This window comes from Streptomyces sp. NPDC002779 (assembly GCF_042888685.1).
In the GTDB taxonomy this organism is placed as follows: domain Bacteria; phylum Actinomycetota; class Actinomycetes; order Streptomycetales; family Streptomycetaceae; genus Streptomyces.
Window position 1 is genome coordinate 40,349 of the sequence record NZ_JBIAQC010000008.1, and the last position, 17,780, is coordinate 58,128.

General features: G+C 72.8%; 20 protein-coding genes. 8 read left to right on the forward strand and 12 right to left on the reverse strand.

The window, feature by feature from the left end:
* Positions 1-14: 14 nt before the first annotated feature.
* Together ACFYW5_RS22845 and ACFYW5_RS22850 are read right to left on the reverse strand one after the other, a co-directional pair.
* Positions 15-1,061, reverse strand: a complete 1,047-nt coding sequence (locus ACFYW5_RS22845; protein WP_389418902.1) for a LacI family DNA-binding transcriptional regulator — start codon at positions 1,059-1,061, stop codon at positions 15-17.
* Positions 1,062-1,107: 46 nt separating this feature from the next.
* Positions 1,108-1,788, reverse strand: coding sequence for a TetR/AcrR family transcriptional regulator (locus ACFYW5_RS22850; protein ID WP_389418903.1), 681 nt, complete (start codon positions 1,786-1,788; stop codon positions 1,108-1,110).
* A gap of 98 nt (positions 1,789-1,886) precedes the next feature.
* On the opposite strand from ACFYW5_RS22850, the gene ACFYW5_RS22855 reads away from it, so the two are divergent.
* Positions 1,887-2,450, forward strand: coding sequence for an NAD(P)H-dependent oxidoreductase (locus tag ACFYW5_RS22855; protein ID WP_389418904.1), 564 nt, complete (start codon positions 1,887-1,889; stop codon positions 2,448-2,450).
* Between the two features lie 55 nt (positions 2,451-2,505).
* Here the strand turns inward: ACFYW5_RS22855 and ACFYW5_RS22860 are convergent, their stop codons facing one another.
* Positions 2,506-3,411, reverse strand: a complete 906-nt coding sequence (locus ACFYW5_RS22860; RefSeq protein ID WP_389418905.1) for a LysR family transcriptional regulator — start codon at positions 3,409-3,411, stop codon at positions 2,506-2,508.
* 104 nt (positions 3,412-3,515) lie between these two features.
* Between ACFYW5_RS22860 and ACFYW5_RS22865 the strand changes: the two genes are divergently transcribed.
* From ACFYW5_RS22865 to ACFYW5_RS22875, 3 genes are all read left to right on the forward strand, one after another.
* Complete coding sequence (locus ACFYW5_RS22865; protein ID WP_389418906.1) at positions 3,516-3,761, forward strand: hypothetical protein; 246 nt, start codon at positions 3,516-3,518, stop codon at positions 3,759-3,761.
* Positions 3,762-3,810: 49 nt separating this feature from the next.
* Positions 3,811-4,767 carry an FkbM family methyltransferase gene (locus ACFYW5_RS22870; protein WP_389418907.1) on the forward strand — a complete coding sequence of 319 codons (957 nt, stop codon included), beginning with the start codon at positions 3,811-3,813 and terminating at the stop codon, positions 4,765-4,767.
* Between the two features lie 253 nt (positions 4,768-5,020).
* Positions 5,021-5,485 (forward strand): hypothetical protein, encoded by a 465-nt coding sequence (locus ACFYW5_RS22875; protein ID WP_389418908.1) that lies wholly within the window; start codon positions 5,021-5,023, stop codon positions 5,483-5,485.
* On the opposite strand, the gene ACFYW5_RS22880 is transcribed toward ACFYW5_RS22875, so the two are convergent.
* Positions 5,394-6,449, reverse strand: coding sequence for a helix-turn-helix domain-containing protein (locus tag ACFYW5_RS22880; protein ID WP_389418909.1), 1,056 nt, complete (start codon positions 6,447-6,449; stop codon positions 5,394-5,396). The two genes, ACFYW5_RS22875 and ACFYW5_RS22880, sit on opposite strands and share 92 nt — an antisense overlap.
* A gap of 102 nt (positions 6,450-6,551) precedes the next feature.
* Here ACFYW5_RS22880 and ACFYW5_RS22885 point away from each other — a divergent pair, with 102 nt between their 5' ends.
* Entirely contained in the window at positions 6,552-7,571 is a 1,020-nt protein-coding gene (locus ACFYW5_RS22885; RefSeq protein ID WP_389418910.1) for an NAD(P)H-binding protein, read from the forward strand.
* A 15-nt stretch (positions 7,572-7,586) separates the two neighbouring features.
* Here the strand turns inward: ACFYW5_RS22885 and ACFYW5_RS22890 are convergent, their stop codons facing one another.
* Entirely contained in the window at positions 7,587-7,946 is a 360-nt protein-coding gene (locus tag ACFYW5_RS22890; protein WP_389418911.1) for a hypothetical protein, read from the reverse strand.
* A 174-nt stretch (positions 7,947-8,120) separates the two neighbouring features.
* Here ACFYW5_RS22890 and ACFYW5_RS22895 point away from each other — a divergent pair, with 174 nt between their 5' ends.
* On the forward strand, positions 8,121-8,579 hold the full coding sequence (locus ACFYW5_RS22895; protein WP_389418912.1) for a MarR family winged helix-turn-helix transcriptional regulator: 459 nt from the start codon (positions 8,121-8,123) through the stop codon (positions 8,577-8,579).
* A gap of 5 nt (positions 8,580-8,584) precedes the next feature.
* Here the strand turns inward: ACFYW5_RS22895 and ACFYW5_RS22900 are convergent, their stop codons facing one another.
* From ACFYW5_RS22900 to ACFYW5_RS22925, 6 genes are all read right to left on the reverse strand, one after another.
* Positions 8,585-9,454, reverse strand: coding sequence for a fructosamine kinase family protein (locus ACFYW5_RS22900; protein WP_389418913.1), 870 nt, complete (start codon positions 9,452-9,454; stop codon positions 8,585-8,587).
* Positions 9,455-9,503: 49 nt separating this feature from the next.
* Positions 9,504-10,121, reverse strand: coding sequence for a TOPRIM nucleotidyl transferase/hydrolase domain-containing protein (locus tag ACFYW5_RS22905; RefSeq protein WP_389418914.1), 618 nt, complete (start codon positions 10,119-10,121; stop codon positions 9,504-9,506).
* Positions 10,122-10,191: 70 nt separating this feature from the next.
* Positions 10,192-11,055, reverse strand: a complete 864-nt coding sequence (locus ACFYW5_RS22910; RefSeq protein WP_389418915.1) for a trypsin-like serine protease — start codon at positions 11,053-11,055, stop codon at positions 10,192-10,194.
* A gap of 135 nt (positions 11,056-11,190) precedes the next feature.
* Positions 11,191-12,849: a hypothetical protein gene (locus tag ACFYW5_RS22915; RefSeq protein ID WP_389418916.1), complete on the reverse strand. Its 1,659-nt coding sequence runs from the start codon at positions 12,847-12,849 to the stop codon at positions 11,191-11,193.
* A 64-nt stretch (positions 12,850-12,913) separates the two neighbouring features.
* Positions 12,914-14,095: an MFS transporter gene (locus tag ACFYW5_RS22920; protein ID WP_389418917.1), complete on the reverse strand. Its 1,182-nt coding sequence runs from the start codon at positions 14,093-14,095 to the stop codon at positions 12,914-12,916.
* Positions 14,092-14,670: a helix-turn-helix domain-containing protein gene (locus ACFYW5_RS22925; RefSeq protein ID WP_389419212.1), complete on the reverse strand. Its 579-nt coding sequence runs from the start codon at positions 14,668-14,670 to the stop codon at positions 14,092-14,094. The genes ACFYW5_RS22920 and ACFYW5_RS22925 overlap by 4 nt, the downstream gene beginning before the upstream one ends.
* Before the next feature lie 7 nt (positions 14,671-14,677).
* Here ACFYW5_RS22925 and ACFYW5_RS22930 point away from each other — a divergent pair, with 7 nt between their 5' ends.
* The gene (locus tag ACFYW5_RS22930) at positions 14,678-15,199 is read left to right on the forward strand and encodes a GNAT family N-acetyltransferase (RefSeq protein WP_389418918.1); all 522 of its coding nucleotides are present in this window, start codon (positions 14,678-14,680) and stop codon (positions 15,197-15,199) included.
* A 92-nt stretch (positions 15,200-15,291) separates the two neighbouring features.
* Positions 15,292-15,825, forward strand: coding sequence for a DoxX family protein (locus tag ACFYW5_RS22935; RefSeq protein WP_389418919.1), 534 nt, complete (start codon positions 15,292-15,294; stop codon positions 15,823-15,825).
* 286 nt (positions 15,826-16,111) lie between these two features.
* On the opposite strand, the gene pgm is transcribed toward ACFYW5_RS22935, so the two are convergent.
* Positions 16,112-17,752, reverse strand: a complete 1,641-nt coding sequence (gene pgm, locus ACFYW5_RS22940; RefSeq protein WP_389418920.1) for a phosphoglucomutase (alpha-D-glucose-1,6-bisphosphate-dependent) — start codon at positions 17,750-17,752, stop codon at positions 16,112-16,114.
* Between the last annotated feature and the right edge of the window lie 28 nt (positions 17,753-17,780).

Below are 17,780 nucleotides of genomic sequence, written 5' to 3' on the forward strand. Positions count from 1 at the left end.
CTGCCTCCCGTGCGTCAGCTGGAGTCGCGGTGCACCACCGATGCCCCCAGTACCTTGTGCGTCTCGGGCGCTGCGGCGGGGTCGCGCACCGCGCGGTCGACCAGTTCGGCGAGGTCGCGGCCGGACGGCAGCTCGATATGGACGGTACTCAGTCTGGGCCTCAGCAGCCTGCCGAGCATCAGGTCGTCGGCGCCGATGACGGCCGTGTCCCCGGGCACCGCCACGCCCTCGTCCTGCAGGGCCCTCATCAGCAGCATCGCGTACTCGTCGTTGTAGGCGAACACGGCGTCCAGGCCGAGCTCGCGCCAGCGCGCGGCGAGAAGGGCGGCGGCCTGTTCGTCGTAGCCGAGGGGCAGCTCCGTCACCGTGGCGTCGGTGCCGGTCAGGGCGCGCCGCACACCGGCGAGGCGGGGCCCGGAGAACGCCTCGAGGCCGGGCGCGGCGGGCACCACGACGCCGATCCGGCGCCGACCGCGTTCGTAGAGGTGGCGCCCCGCGCTGTGGCCGACCGCCGAGTGGTCCATCTGGAGGGTGTGGGCGCCCTCGACGCACTCGGGGCCGATGGTGACCACGGCCCGGGCGCCGGAGCGCTTGAGGACCGTCACGCCCTGCGGGCCGAGCCCGGAGCCCGGCACCAGGACGGCTACGGGACGCAGCTCCGCCCAGGCGCGGGCGGCCTCGTCGCCATGCAGGCCGACGCTGCCGTACTGCACGACGGTGTAGTCGAGGCGGCCGAGGGCGGACTGGAGGTCGCTGATGAACTGGCTGTACAGGGGGCCGACCGGGAAGGCCGGGGCGGGCATCAGGACCATCCGGCTGTGCCCGGCGCGCAGGCTGCGGGCGGCCGCGTGCGGGACGTAGCCCAGCTCCTTCGCGGCCTCGTGCACCCGGCGCCGGGTGGGCTCGCTGATCCGTACGGCACTGGTGTTGTTGAGGACGTAGGAGACGGTCGCGCGCGAGACGCCGGCCAGGCGGGCCACATCGGCGCTCGTGGGAACCGAGCGCGGTGCGGGAGACGCGGACGCGGACGTATTCGGTATCTGCACCATGACGTACGGCATCTTTGCAGAAGCTGTGAAGAGACGTCCGAGCGGGGCTGTCACGCCGTCAGCAGGGCGGGGCGGCCCTCGTGAGGCGGTCGACGAGATCCAGCCAGCCCGCCTCGACGCGCTCCTGCGACATCCCGCGGACCTTGCTGCGGTAGTGCACCATCGGGGGATCGAGATACGCCATCAGGGTCAGGGCGAGCAGTTCGCAGTCCGCGTCGGGGACTGTCTGGCGCAGCAGGATCAGGACATGGCCGCGCAGGAAGCGGCGGGGGGCGATGTCGTAGCGGCGCTGGGGGTCTGCCTCGGCGGCGAGCTGGAGCTCCAGCTGGTCGACGCAGCGGCGCAGCAGGGCGAGGCCGAACGCCCTGAGCCGCTCCAGGGGCGGCGCGCCGGGGCCCAGGGGCGGGGGGCCGGAGATGACCGCGGCCTGGAAGTTCTTCTCGGAGTGGTCGAGCAGGGCGGTGAGCAGGCCGGTGCGGTCGCCGAAGCGGCGGAACACCGTCCCCTTGCCGACCTGGGCCGCCGCGGCCACCGCCTCCATGGTGACCCCGGCCGCGCCGTGCTGTGCCACCAGCCGCGCGGCGGCCTCCAGCAGCCGGGCGCGGTTGCGGGCGGCGTCGGCGCGCAGGCAGGGCTCGTCCTCCGGGGAGCCCAGCTGGAGCAGTTCCGGCTCGCCGAGGGGCTCCTGGGGCAGCGGGAAGGGCGGCAGGGAGGCGGACATGAAGCCAGCGTAAAGCATCGGGAATGAAACTGGACCGCGGTCCGCTTAGGATGCTAGAAACTAAACGGACCCCGGTCCGCTTGCTTTCCCGTCGCTGTTTCACACCTGGAGTTCGCATGTCTGTTCGCATCCTCGCGCTCGTCGGCAGCCTTCGCGCCGGTTCGCACAACCGCCAGCTCGCCGAGGCGGCCGTGCGGCTCGCGCCCGAGGGCGCCGAGGTCGAGCTCTTCGAGGGCCTGGCCGAGATCCCGTTCTACAACGAGGACATCGACGTCGAGGGCAGCGTCCCGCCGCCCGCCGCCAAGCTGCGTGCGGCCGCGCAGGCCGCCGACGCGTTCCTGCTGTTCTCCCCCGAGTACAACGGCTCGATTCCGGCCGTCCTGAAGAACGCCATCGACTGGCTGTCCCGCCCCTACGGCGCCGGCGCCTTCGGCGGCAAGCCGGTCGCCGTGGTCGGCACCGCCTTCGGCCAGTACGGCGGTGTGTGGGCGCAGGACGAGACCCGCAAGGCCGTGGGCATCGCCGGCGGCAAGGTGCTGGAGGACGTCAAGCTGTCCATCCCCGGCTCCCTCACCCGCTTCGCCGAGACCCACCCGGCCGACGACACCGAGATCGCCGCGCAGCTGACCGAGGTCATCACCCGCGTGCACGAGTACGCCGGCGAGACGGCCGCCGCCTGAGACACCTCCCCCGAGCGGGGCGGGAACGTGACGGTTCCCGCCCCGCTTCGGCATGTCAGCCCGCCACGGTGGCCGACAGCTCCCGCAGCTCCTCCAGCGCGGCGGCGACCGCGGGCCGGGTCCGGCAGCCGCTGCGGGTGGCGCTGAGCAGCTTGCGGTGCGGATCGCCGACGCAGCGCAGCCGCGTGACCGGCAGATGCGGGGTCAGCTGAGCAAGGCGCGGGATCAGCGCGACCCCGAGCCCGTGGGCCACCAGATGGGCGGTGGCGATCCAGTCCTGCGCGTGATGGACCACGCCGGGGGTGAATCCGGCCTCCTGGCACGCCGAGATCACATGGGTGCGGCACGGGTTCTCCGGCACCGGCGCGATCCAGTCCTCGTGCGCGGCCTCGGCGAGCTCGATGGCCGCACGCCCGGCGAGCGGGTGATCCTCGGGCACCACCAGGTCGTAGGGGTCGTCGAGCAGGGGTTGCTGGTCGAAACGGGCGTCGCCGAGCGGCGGGTTGTACGGCGTCGCCTGGACCACGGCCAGGTCCAGCGCCCCCTCGAAGAGCAGGTCGAAGCTCTCGGTCACCGCGGTCTCCTGGATCAGCACGCGCAGCTTGGGGTGCCGCTCCCGCAGCCGTACGGCCATGGGCGCGAGGAGCACCGACACGGCGACCGGGAAACCGCCCACGCGTACGGGCCCGGCGGGGGCGCCGTCCTCCGCGCGCAGCTCGAGTTCGGCCTCCTCCCAGCGGGCCTGGATGGCGTCGGCATGGGCGAGCAGGCTCTCCGCGGCGGGGGTGAGCCGTACCCCGCGCCCCTGTGGTTCCAGCAGGTCGACGCCCAGGTCGCGGGCGAGCTGCCGGATCTGCTGGGAGGCCGCGGACGGGGTGAAGTGCAGGGCCCGGGCGGCCGCGGTGACCGTGCCGTAGTGGGCGACGGCCCTCAGGACGTGCAGTCGGCGCAGGTCGATCATGAAGCCCACGCTTCAAGGTGTCGTGCAGAAAGTCAACCTGGACGTACATGATCCCGGGGCCGCACGCTGGTCAGTGAACCGACCACGGCTTACGAGGAGTTGCCATGACCAGCACGACCGGCACCGCCTGCCCGCACTGCGGCCGGCCCGACGCCGCCGAGCCCTTCCAGGTGGTCTCCCGGCACGACACCGCGGCGGGCCGCACGGTGTGGACCCGGTGCGGCTGCGGTTCGCTCCAGGTCCGGCTCGTCGAGGCGAGCGGGGTCCGGATCGTCTCGCGCAGCCGGCCGCCGGCGACCGCTCAGGCCGGGCCGTATCACCAACTCCGGAACGCCACCCGCCCGTTGTAAAGCGTTCAAACAGGGGACCGATTCCGGTCAACTCTGCCAGGGTGGGCGGATGCAGACCCTTTACCGCAGACTGCTCCGGCTGATGCCCCGCCTCGGCGTGCGGGTGACGGACCTGGCCCCGGGGACCGCGCTGGTCTCCCGGCGCGGCCGGTACACGGTGAGATCCGTCGGCACGGACGCCTGGATGGTCCTCCGCGGTGCCCCCGGCGCCTGGACCACCGTCCCGCTGGGCGAGAGCGGGGCCCGGCTCGTCCTCGGCGAGACGTCCGCGGCGGACGAGCGCAAGCTGCAGATGGCGGCGGCCGAATACCTGTGCACCCAGCACGTCACCGCGATGTTCGAGCTGTACGGCGTGAACTGCGTGCTGGACGTGGGCGCCAACCACGGCCAGTACGCCAAGAGGCTGCGCAAGCACGGCTACCGGGGCCGGATCGTGTCCTTCGAACCGACCGCGGAGGCCTTCGCCAAGCTGAGCAAGGCCGCCGAACACGACCCCCGTTGGCAGGTGCACCACTGCGCCCTGGGCCGCGAGGACACCACGGCCGAGATCCACGTCGGCTGGAACACCATGAACTCCCTTCTCCCGGCGAGCGATTACGGCCGCGACCGCTACAAGCGCTTCCACACCACCCGCACCGAACAGATCCGCATCCGGCGCCTGGACGCCGTACTCGACGAGGCCCTCGACGGCATCGAGGAGCCGCGGCCCTTCCTGAAGATGGACACCCAGGGCTACGACCTGGAGGTGTACGCCGGTGCCGGGGAACGGATCGCCGACTTCGTGGGCCTGCAGTCGGAGGTCGCCATGCTGCGCCTGTACGAGGGCAGCCCGCCGATGAGCGAGTCCGTCGCCGCGTACGAGGACGGCGGCTTCGAGATCACCGGCATGTACCCGGTGACCCGCGAGGCGGCCACCGGGCGGGTGGTGGAGTTCGACTGCGTGATGATGCGGGCGAAGGCTCTTCAGGGTCAGAGGCCGGCCCGGAAGGTGATCGAGACGAGTTGAGCTGCGGAGGGCGGGGGCATTCGGGAGCGCGCGCAGCCCTTCGCGCGCCCTCCACGGGCGCTGGCTTCGCCTCATCAGCCCCAGGCGCCGCACGCAGCATGGCCCGTCCCACCGGCTGTTGCCGTCCGGCCGAAGCGGGCGCATGGTGCGCGCCATCGGCAACACCGTCCGCACCAGGAAGGTACAGCTGTGCCCGTTCCTCACCCGTTCAAGCGGCGCAGATCAACACCGGGGTCGGGGACCTTCGTCCCCGGTGGCTGCGGCGGATGACGCCGCGTTGCTGACCTGCCCCGGCTATCAGACGGTCGGCTGGAACCCCGGTCTGCGGCTGACACCGCAGCCCATCACCACGTCCGGCAGCACAGCTCTGGGTCCGTGTCTGGACGTGGCGGGGGAGATCAGCTCGGGGAGTTCCTCGTTCACCTCCAAGGAGGAGCTCTCCTGCCTCTCGGTGCTCACGACGAGCCCCGGCAGGGAGACCATCACCTGGAACACGGGAGAGAAGACCACCTTCTCGTGGACCGCGGCGGAAGCCACGGCCACCAACGCCGCCGGCGCTCTGGTGGTCACCATCAGCACGGACATCGAGTCCGGCAAGTTCGCCGGCCAGCATGTGCTCTACGTGATCACCTCCGCCAGTCTCGACCTGCTGGACTGCCTGAGCCCGCAGGGCCTGCAAGGTGCCGCGGGACCACTGGATCTGACCATCCTGCCCTGACCCGGACACGTCGGCCCGCGGCCGGCTGGGATGCGCGAAAGGTGCGCCGGTAGGTGTCCGGGGGCACTCCGAGGGTGCGGTTGAAGTGGCGGCGCAGGGTCGTGGCGGTGCCCATGCCGGTGGCGGTCGCGATGGCGTCGACGCTGTCGTCGGTGGTCTCCAGCAGTTCCTGGGCGCGGCGGATGCGCTGGTTGAGCAGCCACTGCAACGGTGTGGTGCCGGTGGCCGCCCGGAAGTGGCGGCCCAGGGTACGTGAGCTGGTCCGGGCCCGGCGCGCCAAGTCCTCCACGGTCAGCGGCTGGTCGAGGCGTTCCATCACCCAGGGCAGCAGGGCGGCGAGCGGATGGTCGTCCCGGGCGGGCACCGGAGTGGTGACGAACTGCGCCTGGCCGCCGGCCCGGTGCGGGGGCACGACCAGCCGGCGGGCGACGGCGTTGGCCACGGTGGAACCGCGGTCCTGCCGGACCAGGTGCAGGCACAGGTCCAGGGCGGCGGCCTTTCCGGCCGAGGTGAGCACGCTGCCGCTGTCGACGTAGAGCACGTCCGGGTCGACCTCCACCCGGGGGTGGCGGGCGGCCAGCGCGTCGGTGTGCGCCCAGTGCGTGGTCGCACGTCGGCCGTCCAGCAGGCCCGCGGCGGCCAGCACGAACGCGCCGGTGCACAGGGAGGCGACCCGGCTGCCCGCCTCGTGCGCCGCGCGGACCGCGTCGACCAGTTCGGCGGGCGGGTCGACGTCGATGTCCGCCCAGCCGGGGACGATCACCGTGTCGGCGTCCGCGAGCCGGTCGAGCCCGTGGTCGGGCTCCAGCCGGAACCGGCCGACCCGCACCGCACCGGGGCCGCACACCGTCACGTCGTACCAGGGTCCCGGGACCGCGTCCGGGGCGTCGCCGAACACCTCCTGCGCCACGGACAGTTCGAAGTGCAGCATCCCGTCGGTGACGGCGAACGCGACTGATCTCATGTCCGGAATTGTATGGGCGGTGTCGTTCCGGACACTCACGGTGGGGTGCCCGTCCTCGCCAGGATGATCACAACGGAACGGACAAGAGGACGGGGAGAGATCATGGGACAGCGGGTTGCGGTGTTCGGCGCATACGGGCACACCGGGCGGTTCGTGGTGGCGGAACTGCTGGAGCGGGGGTTCGTGCCGGTGCTGTCCGGGCGGGACGCCGAGAAGCTGCGGGCGTCGGCGGCGCCGGGCCTGGAGGTCCGTCCGGCGTCCGTCGACGACGCGGTCGCGCTGGACCGGGCGCTGGCCGGAACGGCGGCCGTGATCAACGCCGCCGGGCCGTTCGCGACGACCGCCGCGCCGGTGATCGAGGCGGCGCTGCGGGCCCGGATCCCGTACGTGGACGTGGCGGCCGAGATCGAGGCGAACGACGACACCTTCACCCACTTCAGCGAGCGCGCCCGGGCCGCGGGCACGCTGGTCGTCCCCGCGATGGCCTTCTACGGCGGACTCGGCGACCTGCTCGCCACCTCGGCGATGGGCGACTGGACGAGCGCCGACGAGGCCCACATCGCGTACGGCCTGAACGGCTGGCACCCCACCGCCGGGACACGGATCGCGGGCGAGGTGTCCCGGGAGCGGCGCGGGGGCCGCCGGGTCCGCTTCAGCAAGGGGCGCCTGGAGTACCACGACGACGCGACGACCGTCGTCGACTGGCCGTTCCCCGAGCCGCTGGGCGAGCGCCCGGTCGTCGCCGAGTTCACGATGGCCGACGTCGTCACCGTGCCCAGCCATCTGACCGTGCCCGAGGTGCGGACCTACATGACGACCGAGGCGGCCACGGACATCGCGACCCCGGACACACCCGCGCCGACGGCCGCCGACGAGCGGGGACGCTCCGACCAGACCTTCCTCGTCGACGCCGTCGTCCGCTCGGCGGGCCGCGAGCGCCGGGCGGTGGCCCGCGGCCGGGACATCTACGCGGTCACCGCGCCCCTCGCCGTGGAGGCGGTGCACCGGATCCTCACCGGCCGGACGAGGACACTCGGCGTCGCCTCGGCCGGGGCGGCCTTCGACGCGGCGGACTTCCTCGCGTCACTGTCGGAGCACGTGTCGGTGGAGGTGACCCGCTAGGGGCGGGTCACCAGGTCAGCGCCGGAACTCGTGCACGACCTCGATCGTGCCGACGATATGGGCATTGAACTCGTCGAGCTCCTCGGCCGGCACCCACAGCTCCAGGATCGTCTCGCCGCCCGCCTGCTGGACGGGGTAGCGGCTGAGGCACCCGGACTCGACCTCGAAACGGGTCACGAAGCCGGTGCCGCTGTGCTTGACGTTCCAGTCCCGGGCGATCTTCACCGCGTAGTCCTCGTTGAGCACCGGGTAGAAGATCGGCTGCTCCGGCAGGCGCGGCGGCCAGGCCCGCCACTGCAGCTCTCGGACCAGGGCCAGCTCCTCCGGCCCGGTGGGGCGCCAGAGGGTCGTCGTCGCGGGCGGGCGGCTGTTCATCGGATCGGTCGCTTTCCTCGTGGCCGGAGATCATGACCGTAGCGGCGGAGGACGACGGGGCACCATCGAGTTTGCCGTAGGTACTTGCGAGCGATCAATAATTGCGCACGATGGCAATTTTACGGATGGCATATCCTGGGGACCAGTCACACCGGGACGGAGGAGCCAGGCCCCATGACCGCCACAGACCCCGCACTCACCGCCCTCGCCCAGGGCTGGTGCGCGCTCTCCCTGCTGCACGGGCGGATCGAGGCCCACATCGAGCGCGCCCTGCAGTCCGGGCACGACCTCAGCGTGCGGGAGTACTCGCTGCTCGACGTCCTGAGCCGGCAGCACTCCGGCGAGGGCGGCCACCTCCAGATGAAGCAGGTCGCCGACGCCGTCGTCCTCAGCCAGAGCGCCACCACCCGACTGGTGACCCGCCTGGAGGACCGCGGCCTGCTCTCCCGCTACCTCTGCCCCACCGACCGCCGCGGCATCTACACCGACGTCACGGAAGCGGGCCTGAAGCTGCTGGAGGAGGCCCGCCCCACGAACGAGTCCGCCCTGCGCGAGGCCCTCGACGAGGCGGCCCGGAACCCCGAACTCGCCCCCCTGGTCAAGGCCGTGGAGACCTTGCGCGTCCCCGCCTGACCACGTCAGCGCGTGAGCACCGACCGCGCCGCCGCCAGCGCCTGTTCCGCGTAGCCCCGGCCGAAGAGCACCGCGTGGACCAGCAGCGGGAAGAGCTGGTGCAGGGCGATCCGGGCGGGCCAGCCGTCGCTGAGCGGTGCGGCCTTTTGGTAGCCGTCCAGGATCCGGTCCAGGTGGGGGCAGCCGAAGAGATGGAGCATCGCCAGGTCCGTCTCACGGTGACCTCCGTGGGCGGCCGGGTCGATCAGCCAGGCGTGCCCGTCGGCGCCCCACAGGACGTTGCCGTTCCACAGGTCGCCGTGCAGCCGGGCCGGAGGTTCGGCGGGGCCCGCCAGATCGGGCAGGCGGGCGCAGACCCGCTCGAACTCCACCGCCTCGCGGGCGTCCAGCGTGCCCCCGTCGACCGCCCGGCGCACATACGGCAGCACCCGGTGCTCGGCGTACCAGCGCGGCCAGTTCGTGCCGTCGACGTTCCCCATCGGGGCCAGGCCGATGTACGCGTCCCTCGGGCCGCCGGGCGGCGGCGCCCCGAACTCCGGGGCGCCCGCGGCGTGCAACGCGGCCAGCTCGCGGCCCAGTTGCTCCGCCGCCTCGGGATTCGGGCGGCCCGCCGGGACGCGGTCCGTCACCAGCCACTCCTCGTCGTGCCCGTGCACGGTCGGCACCCGGACCGTACCGGACTCCCCCAGCCAGCGCAGCCCCGCCGCCTCGGCCCGGGTCGCGCCGGGCCCGCCGTCGCCGCGCTTGACCATCACCACCCGCCCGCCGTCGAGTGTGACTTCGGCCAGCGTGCCGGACAGGCGCCGTGCGCCGACCACGGCACCGCCGGTGAAGCGGGCCGCCACGGCAGCCGCTTGCTCCTGTGCATCCCTCATGACGGCAGCGTAAGCCGCTGCCCCGCTGGGCACGGGGCTCACCGAGCGGTCAGAGGGCGGCGAGCAGGTCGTCGAGCGGGGCGGGAACGCGGTCGGGGTCCAGGGCCTCGACGAGGACCCGGCCGTAGTGGATCTTGCGTCCCTTCTTCGTTCCGAAGAAGCGCCTGAACTGCTGCTGCGGGGCGCGGCCCTGCTGGGCGGGCTGGCGCAGGAAGGTCCGCAGGGGGCGCGCGTCGCCCTCCTCGTGGACGAGCTCCTCGATCCGGGGCACGCCCAGCGCGCGGATGAGCTCGTCCTCCAGGTCCGCCGCACAGACGAAGAAGTCCCGCTCCGCCGCGCCGGCCCGGGTGAAACCGCGGGCATAGTAGGGGCGTTCCGCCTCGTCGCACAGGCCCGTGAGGCGCAGGCCCAGGCCGGGTGGGCCGAGGAGTTGGGCGTAGCGCCCGACACTCATCGCGCCGCCGATCGACAGGACGCAGACGCCGTCGTCCGCCAGATCCCGGCCACGGCTCTCCGCCAGGGCGTCGACCGCCGCGACGTCGCTGAGCCCTTCGAGCAGGACGACCGTCCGGACGGTGTGCCGCGCGGCCAGCTCATGGGCGGGGCCGGCGGGGCCGCCCGCCGCCCACGCGGTGACCGCGTCCCGGAACGCCCCCATGTCCACCATGAGCCGAGTCTCGGCCAGTTCCGCCCCCGACGCGAGGGATTTACGGCCGTCCCGCCGAAGACGCGTCGAGCTACGGCAGTTTCACGAACGGCGACAGGAAGGACCGTGCTCCCGGGGTGTCCAGACGGTACGTCACATTCGTCGCGTAGCACGGGGTGTCACCCGTGATCGTGGTGGCCGCCAGGATCCTCTTCCCGCCCAGCGTCACGAAGTTGGGGCCGCCGGAGTCGCCGTAGCAGGCACCGCCGTTGCCCTGCGGTGCGGTCATGCCCAGGCGGACCCAGGAGGGGTTGAGGGCGTTGAAGGTGACGGGCGCCTTCATGCGCACGCCGCCGCCCGGGTGGGTGTGGCCGCCCGGTCCGCGCACGGCCTCCTGGGTGCCGTACCCGGCGACGAGCCAGTCGGCGGAATTGAGGTCCTGGGTGCCGAGCTGGTCCGCGGTGGGCAGGGTGGCGGGCGTGAAGCTCCAGCGGGCCGCCATCCTCGCCGCGGGCACCTCGACCACGGAGATGTCACGGGTGTCGGAGGCGGGGCCCGGGTAGCCGGGGTGATTGTGGGCGGTGCCCGCGACGGCGACGGCGTTCGCCTGCGCGGCCGGGTCGCCCGGGTACTTCGCCGCGGCCGCGTCGAGCCCGGACTGCACGTCCTGGTCCAGGGACACGTGGAAGCGCACGTTGTCCGGCCAGTCGGTGGTGCAGTGCGCCGCCGTCAGGAAGGTGTTCGCGTCGATCATGGTTCCGGAGCAGACCCAGTCGACCCGGTCGGGGGTGGTGGGGTCATCGTCGTGGTCCCACGTCGCGACGAGCGCGCCGACCTCGGTGCGCTCGGGTGCGGGCGTCGCGTTGTAGGAGTTGATGGCCGAGGACGGCAGTGCGGTGGTGAGCACGGCCGCACAGGCCGCCGCGGTGACGGCGGTGGCACGGATCGCTGACAAAAGAACTACCCCTTCTGCAAGGTGGGCTCGGGTGTTCTCCTGTGGGAGGTGCGCCAAGTGAAGCGCCTGCGTGAGGCGGTGGCAAGGGGTGCACGGTGATCGCCGACCGGACCGAGACCCTGGCCGGCGCGGCGTCTAGGCGCAGCAGCCGCCCGTGTCGAGCCGGCAGAAGCAGGACGACTCGATCGGTACGTCCGCCAACGCGGCGGCGATCTTCAGCTGTTGGGCGATGATGCGGGCCTCGCCCTCCTTGCCCTGGCGGGTGAGGCATTCGTGGAGGCCGTGCAGCGCCCATACGTTGCCGGGGTGCTGGCACGCCCTCGGCAGGGTGCCGTCCAGGCCGAGGTCGGCCCGGTAGACCGCCTCCGCCTCGGCGATCCGGCCCTGTTCCAGGAGGAGGGCGCCGTAGGCGTGCCGGGTGGGCTGCATCCAGCCCCACGGTTCGTCGTAGGGGAGGTGGTCGTCGAGGTCGATCGAGCGTTCCAGGGCGGCGAAGGCGGTCTCGAACCGGCCCTTGCGGTACTCCAGTTCGCCTTCCAGCATGGCCGCGGCGATGGCGAGGATGTCGGCGCAGGTGTTGTTGAACAGCATGCGGGTCTCGGGCACCCTGGCCGCCGCCTCCTGGAACAGGCGCTGTTCCGTCTCGGCCTCGGGGATCCGGCCGGTGGCGGAGAGGGCGACGCCGCGGGCGTAGTGGAGCATGGCGGTCGTCATGCAGTACAGCCCGGGGTCGGCGGGCCTCGGCAGCCGGAGGATGTCGGACCAACGGCCGAAGCGGATCAGTACGTGGACCCGCATGGCGAGGAAGGCCTCCAGCCAGTCCGCCATGGGCGGGCTCTGCACCCGCAGCAGATCCTCCGGTATGGCGGCCTCCAACTGGTCGGCGGTCTCCAGCGCGACCCGGGACTGGCCGAGGAACATGGCTCCGTAGATCCGGAAGTGGTAGTTGTGCGCGCGGTACAGGGTGTAGAAGTTCATCGCCCCGGAGCGCCTGAGGACCTTCTCGTCGGCGAGGATCGCCGTGGTGTTGTCCGAGACGACCCGCCGGTAGTCCCCGCACAGCACCTCCAGGTGGGAGGGCATGTGGTGGAGGTGTCCGGCGTCGGGGACGAGTCCGCGCAGCCGGTCGGCGGCGGTCAGCGCGGCCTCGGGCGTCGGGGACATCTCCATGAGGTGGATGTACAGGTGCAGCACGCCCGGGTGCAGTCGGCCCTGGGGTGACTCCACGACCCGCTCCAGCACCTCCCTGGCCTCGGTGGTGCGGGCGCCTTCGGCGGGCTGCCCGGTGCGCAGGTCCCACAGGTGCCACGGCGTGAGGTTCATCAGCGCGTCGGCGTACAGGGCGGCGATGTCCGGGTCGTCCGGGGCGAGTTCGTGGACGGCGCGCATGGCGTCGGCGTAGGGGGCGTTCCACACCGAGCAGTCCTCGACCGCCTCGGCCTGGGGGTAGCGGGCGCGCAGGGCGCCGATCAGGGCCTGTTCGACGGGGGTGCAGCCGGCCGCCTTGGCGTGCGCCGACTCCACGGCGTGGTGGGTGCGTTCGACGGTGCGCAGCAGGTCCCGTTCGTCGAAGAACTCCCAGGGCTTGTTGTAGTTCGGGCCGAGGGCGTAGGCGATGCCCCAGTGGGCCATGGCGCAGTCGGGGTCGGCCTCGGCGGCCCTCCGGAAGCACTCGGCGGCTTCCTCGTGGTGGAAGGCGTACGTCCAGGTCAGCCCGCGGTCGAACCAGAGCTGCGCCGCGGGCGACGCGGTGGTGACGGTCCGGCCGTGCGGGCCGAGGTCGTAGTAGTCCACGGGTGTCTCCTGACGCCGACTCGGAATCAGGATTCTTGCGGAGTTCCCGGAACCCGCCCGGGAACTAACGCTTTTGTCTCACTCGTACGAGGGGATCGGCGCCCCGCGCGAGGAGGGCGGCCCCGACCAGCGCGCCGACGGCGACGAGCGTGGTGCCCCGCATGCCGATGGCGTCCAGCAGCGGCCCGGCGAGGGCGGTGCCGAGGGCGCCGACGGCGAAGTACAGCACCAGGTAGGCGCCGCTGAGGCTGCCGGAGTTGGCGGGGTCGATGCCGATCACGAGGCTCTGGTTGGCGGCCTGCGCGACGAAGCAGCCCGCGTCGAACACCGCGAGGCCGACGGCGATGGCCGCGAGGTGGTCCGGGGCGAGGGCGATCAGCAGGGTGCCGCACGCCGCGACGGCCACGGCGCCGGTCATCACGGTGTGCGGGCCGTGACGGTCGACGAGGCGCCCGGTGAACGGCAGGACGGCGAACCCGAGCAGTCCGGCCAGGCCGAACAGGCCGATGGCGGTGGGGTCCAGGGAGTGCGGGGGCCGGGCCAGGGAGAGCGCGAGGCCGACCCACAGCAGGGTGAAGGCGAGGTACCACAGCCCTCCGGTGGCGACCGCCCGCCGCAACCGCGCCTCGCGCAGCGGAAGCCGGGGCAGCATGGCCAGCGCGGAGCGGTAGGAGTCACGGGCCCGGGGCCGTTCGCGGGGCAGGAGTGCCGCGGCCGTGGCCGCGCCGAGCAGGGCGAGGGCGGCGCAGGCCAGGAGCATCGCGCGCCAGCCGAGCAGATCGGTGAGGGCGCCGCCGACGAGTCGGCTGAGCAGGATGCCGGCGGACAGGCCGGTCGCCACGAGCGCGACGGCGGCGCCGCGGCGGCCGGGTGCGGCCAGGCGTCCCGCGATGACGCTCGCCTGGGCGGCGACCGAGGCGGCGGCGCCGATGATCAGGTGGGCGGCCACCAGCACGGCCGCGTCGGCGGCGGTGGCGGCCAGGACGAGGCCGGCGGTCAGGGCGGTGAAGTGGGCGGCGACCAGGCGGTTCGGGGCGATGCGGTCGGCGAGGGGCAGCAGCAGGGCGAAGCCGGTCATCGAGCCGGCGAGGGCGGCGGACGGGACGAGGCTGATCGCGGAGAGCGGGACGTCCAGGTCGGCGGCGACGACGGTGAGGGCGGGCTGGAGGGTGTAGTTGTCGGCTATCGCCGTACCGGCCATGGCGGCGAGCAGGGCGGTGCCGCCCCGGCGAGGACTACGGTTCACGGCCGGGCGGTCCGACTGAGGACTACGGCGTAACGGCAGGCGTCCGTGCCGGTGTTGGCGAAGACGCGGGGGGCGGGGTCGCCGAGTTCGATGATGTCCCCGGCGCCGAGTTCGTGGACGGTGTCGCCGTCCTGGAAGGTGAGCCGGCCCTCCAGAACCCACACGAGCTGCTGGAGGAAGGCGAAGGCGGCGGCCGGGTAGGGGACGCGGGCCCCCGGCGGCAGGTGGATCTCCGCGATCTCGGCGGGGAAGCGCGGGGAGGTGATCTGGCGGCGCCGGTAGCCGGTCTCCGGGTCGGTCCACTCGGCATCGTCGGCCCGCCGCCGTACGCCCATCGCCTGCGTCTCGGCCGGGGGCTCCTCGGCCTGCGCGAGCAGGGATGCGACGCTGATCCGGAACGCCGCCGACAGCTTGCCCAGGACGACGGCCGTGGGGTTGCTCTCGCCGCGCTCGATCCGGTTGATCATCGCCCGGGAGACCCCGGAGGCGTCCGCGAGCTGGGCCAGCGTCCACCGGCGGCGCTCGCGCTCCGCACGGATGCGGGTGGCGATGCGCTCCACCAGAGGATCTATCATATTGGACATGATTCCAGTATATGAGAAGCGAGGGGGTGTCACGGTCCGCGCGGCACGGCCCGAGGACACCGAGGCCGTCGTCGCGATCCGCAACCACGCCGTCGAGCACTCGACGGCCCTGTGGACGCAGGTCCCGCACTCCCCCGCCGAGGGCCGGGCCTGGTTCGCCGACCATCTCGACCGCGGCTCGGCCCTGGTGGCGGAGGTGGCCGGGGAGATCGCCGGATACGCCTCCTACGCCCCCTGGCGGGCCCTGGAGGGCTACCGCCACACGGTGGAGGACTCGGTCTACGTCCGCGACGGCCACCAGGGTCTGGGCATCGGCGGCTCCCTGCTCACCGCGCTCATCGCCACGGCGCGCGCGACGGGCCAGCACAGCATGATCGCCGCGATCGAGTCGGGCAACGGCACCTCCATCCGGCTGCACGAGCACCGCGGGTTCGTCCATGTCGGCACCCTGAAGGAGGCCGGGACCAAGTTCGGCCGCTGGTTCGACCTGACGCTGATGCAGCTGCGGCTCGGCGAGTAGTGGCCGGGCGTTCCGAGGGCGGCGCATGAGCCCGGGCGGGGCGGGAACACGGTGATCACCGCAGTCCGTACGCCACGAATCCGGAGAGTGCCATGAGTCTGCTGCGTGTAGCCGGACGTCCGATGCTTGCCTCGATGTTCGTCACCGGAGGTCTGGACTCCCTGCGCAACCCCAAGGACGTGGCCCCGGCCGCGGAGCCCGTCGTCCAGCCGATCACCGAACGGGTGGAGGTCCTGCCGGACCGCACGGAGCAGCTGGTGCGGCTCAACGGCGCCGTCCAGGTCGCCGCGGGCGTCATGCTCGGCATCGGCCGGATGCCCCGGATCGCCGCGCTCGCGATCGCGGCGACGCTCGTGCCGACCACGCTGGCCGGGCACCGCTTCTGGGAGGAGGACGACCCGGAGCGGCGGTCCCAGCAGCGCATCCATTTCCTGAAGAACATGTCGATGCTCGGCGGCCTGCTGATCGCCGCCGACGACACCGGCGGTTCCCCGTCCCTGGCCTGGCGCAGCCGCCACACCGCCAAGGGCCTGCGCCGCGACGCGCGCCTGGTCAGCCGCTCCATGCGCGCGACGGCCCGCCCGGCGGCGAGGGCGGCCAGCACCCGAGCCAAGCTCTCCCGCTGACGCCGCCCGGCGATATGCAGGGCCAAGGTTCGGTCGGGCCGTACGACGGCCAAGGCTGACCGCCGCAGACCACGGCGGTGACCGGGCGTCGCCACCGCCAGTTCCGGCCTGCGGTCTTGCTGACCGCGGTCCCCACCTGACCGGCGCCGGCCGCCGCGGTCACCGCACGTCCGCCCGGGTTCGGGCACCCCGGTTCTTATCCGCCCGGCGCGCACCGCACAGGCGGGAGCGGCGCAGCGGGCCTCGTCCCCGAATGCCCGCTGTGCCGTGGAGTGTTGGGCCCGCGTCAGCCGCCCAGCGCCGCCAGCACCACCGACCTGGCCTCCTCCTGGACCTGGCGCAGGTGGTCCGCTCCGCGGAAGGACTCGCCGTAGATCTTGTAGACGTCCTCCGTGCCCGAAGGCCGCGCCGCGAACCAGGCGTTGGCGGTGCACACCTTGATGCCGCCGAGGGCGGCGCCGTTGCCCGGGGCCTCGGTCAGGACCGTCGTGACCGGGTCCCCGGCGAGGGTGTCGGCGGTGACCTGCTGCGGTGACAGCTTCGCGAGGAGCGCCTTCTCCTCGCGGGACGCGGGGGCGTCCACGCGCGCGTAGGCGGGCGAGCCGAAGCGTTCGGTGAGTTCGGCGTAGTGCCGCGACGGTGACTTGCCCGTGACCGCGGTGATCTCGGAGGCGAGCAGCGCCAGGATGATGCCGTCCTTGTCGGTGGTCCACACCGAGCCGTCCCGGCGCAGGAAGGACGCGCCCGCCGACTCCTCGCCGCCGAAGCCGAGGCCGCCGTCGGCCAGGCCGTCCACGAACCACTTGAATCCGACGGGGACTTCGACGAGCGGGCGGCCGACCTCCGCCGCGACCCGGTCGATCATGCTGGACGACACCAGCGTCTTGCCGATCCCGGCACCCGCCGGCCACCGCTCGCGGTGCGAGAAGAGGTAGGAGATCGCCACGGCCAGATAGTGGTTGGGGTTCATCAGACCGCCGTCGGGTGTGACGATGCCGTGCCGGTCGGCGTCGGCGTCGTTGCCGGTGGCGATGTCGTACCGGTCGCGCTGTTCGATGAGCGAGGCCATGGCGTACGGGGAGGAGCAGTCCATGCGGATCTTGCCGTCCCAGTCCAGCGTCATGAAGCGCCAGGTGGGGTCGGTGAGCGGATTGACCACCGTGAGGTCGAGCCGGTGCTGCTCGGCGATCCGGCCCCAGTAGGCCACCGAGGCGCCGCCCAGCGGGTCCGCGCCGATGCGTACGCCCGCGGTCCGGATCGCGTCCAGGTCCAGCACGTTCGGCAGGTCGGCCACGTAGGTGCCGAGGAAGTCGTAGCGGCCGGTGCCGGGCGCGGCCAGGGCGCGGGCGTACGGGATGCGCCGTACGTCCTTCAGGCCGCCGGTGATGATCTCGTTGGCACGGTCCTGGATCCAGGAGGTCGCGTCGGAGCCGGCCGGGCCGCCGCTCGGCGGGTTGTACTTGAAGCCGCCGTCGGCGGGCGGGTTGTGCGAGGGGGTGACCACCACGCCGTCGGCGAGGCCGGAGGTGCGGCCGCGGTTGTGGGCGAGGATGGCGTGCGAGACCGCCGGGGTGGGCGTGTAGCCGTCGGTCTGGTCGATGAGGACGGTGACGTCGTTGGCGGCGAACACCTCCAGCGCCGTGATCCGGGCGGGCTCGGACAGGGCGTGGGTGTCGGCGCCGAGGAAGAGGGGCCCGTCGGTGCCCTTCGCCGTGCGGTATTCGCAGATGGCCTGGCTGGTGGCGGCGATGTGGTCCTCGTTGAACGCCGCCGCGAGGGACGAGCCGCGGTGTCCCGAGGTGCCGAACGCCACCCGCTGGCCCGGCTCGGCCGGGTCGGGGTGCAGCGCGTAGTACGCCGTGACCAGGCGGGCCACATCGATGAGGTCCTCGGGCCCGGCGACCTGCCCTGCTCGCTCGTCCTGCATCTCCGGCTCCTCAGCACGCTTCGACCGT

Excerpts from the sequence above, each read along its gene's own strand:
- ACFYW5_RS22845 (WP_389418902.1), bottom strand. The coding sequence starts at position 1,061 with ATGCCGTACGTCATGGTGCAGATACCGAATACGTCCGCGTCCGCGTCT.
- ACFYW5_RS22850 (WP_389418903.1), bottom strand. The coding sequence starts at position 1,788 with ATGCTTTACGCTGGCTTCATGTCCGCCTCCCTGCCGCCCTTCCCGCTG.
- ACFYW5_RS22855 (WP_389418904.1), top strand. The coding sequence starts at position 1,887 with ATGTCTGTTCGCATCCTCGCGCTCGTCGGCAGCCTTCGCGCCGGTTCG.
- ACFYW5_RS22860 (WP_389418905.1), bottom strand. The coding sequence starts at position 3,411 with ATGATCGACCTGCGCCGACTGCACGTCCTGAGGGCCGTCGCCCACTAC.
- ACFYW5_RS22865 (WP_389418906.1), top strand. The coding sequence starts at position 3,516 with ATGACCAGCACGACCGGCACCGCCTGCCCGCACTGCGGCCGGCCCGAC.
- ACFYW5_RS22870 (WP_389418907.1), top strand. The coding sequence starts at position 3,811 with ATGCAGACCCTTTACCGCAGACTGCTCCGGCTGATGCCCCGCCTCGGC.
- ACFYW5_RS22880 (WP_389418909.1), bottom strand. The coding sequence starts at position 6,449 with ATGAGATCAGTCGCGTTCGCCGTCACCGACGGGATGCTGCACTTCGAA.
- ACFYW5_RS22885 (WP_389418910.1), top strand. The coding sequence starts at position 6,552 with ATGGGACAGCGGGTTGCGGTGTTCGGCGCATACGGGCACACCGGGCGG.
- ACFYW5_RS22890 (WP_389418911.1), bottom strand. The coding sequence starts at position 7,946 with ATGAACAGCCGCCCGCCCGCGACGACGACCCTCTGGCGCCCCACCGGG.
- ACFYW5_RS22895 (WP_389418912.1), top strand. The coding sequence starts at position 8,121 with ATGACCGCCACAGACCCCGCACTCACCGCCCTCGCCCAGGGCTGGTGC.
- ACFYW5_RS22900 (WP_389418913.1), bottom strand. The coding sequence starts at position 9,454 with ATGAGGGATGCACAGGAGCAAGCGGCTGCCGTGGCGGCCCGCTTCACC.
- ACFYW5_RS22905 (WP_389418914.1), bottom strand. The coding sequence starts at position 10,121 with ATGGTGGACATGGGGGCGTTCCGGGACGCGGTCACCGCGTGGGCGGCG.
- ACFYW5_RS22925 (WP_389419212.1), bottom strand. The coding sequence starts at position 14,670 with ATGATAGATCCTCTGGTGGAGCGCATCGCCACCCGCATCCGTGCGGAG.
- ACFYW5_RS22930 (WP_389418918.1), top strand. The coding sequence starts at position 14,678 with ATGATTCCAGTATATGAGAAGCGAGGGGGTGTCACGGTCCGCGCGGCA.
- ACFYW5_RS22935 (WP_389418919.1), top strand. The coding sequence starts at position 15,292 with ATGAGTCTGCTGCGTGTAGCCGGACGTCCGATGCTTGCCTCGATGTTC.
- pgm (WP_389418920.1), bottom strand. The coding sequence starts at position 17,752 with ATGCAGGACGAGCGAGCAGGGCAGGTCGCCGGGCCCGAGGACCTCATC.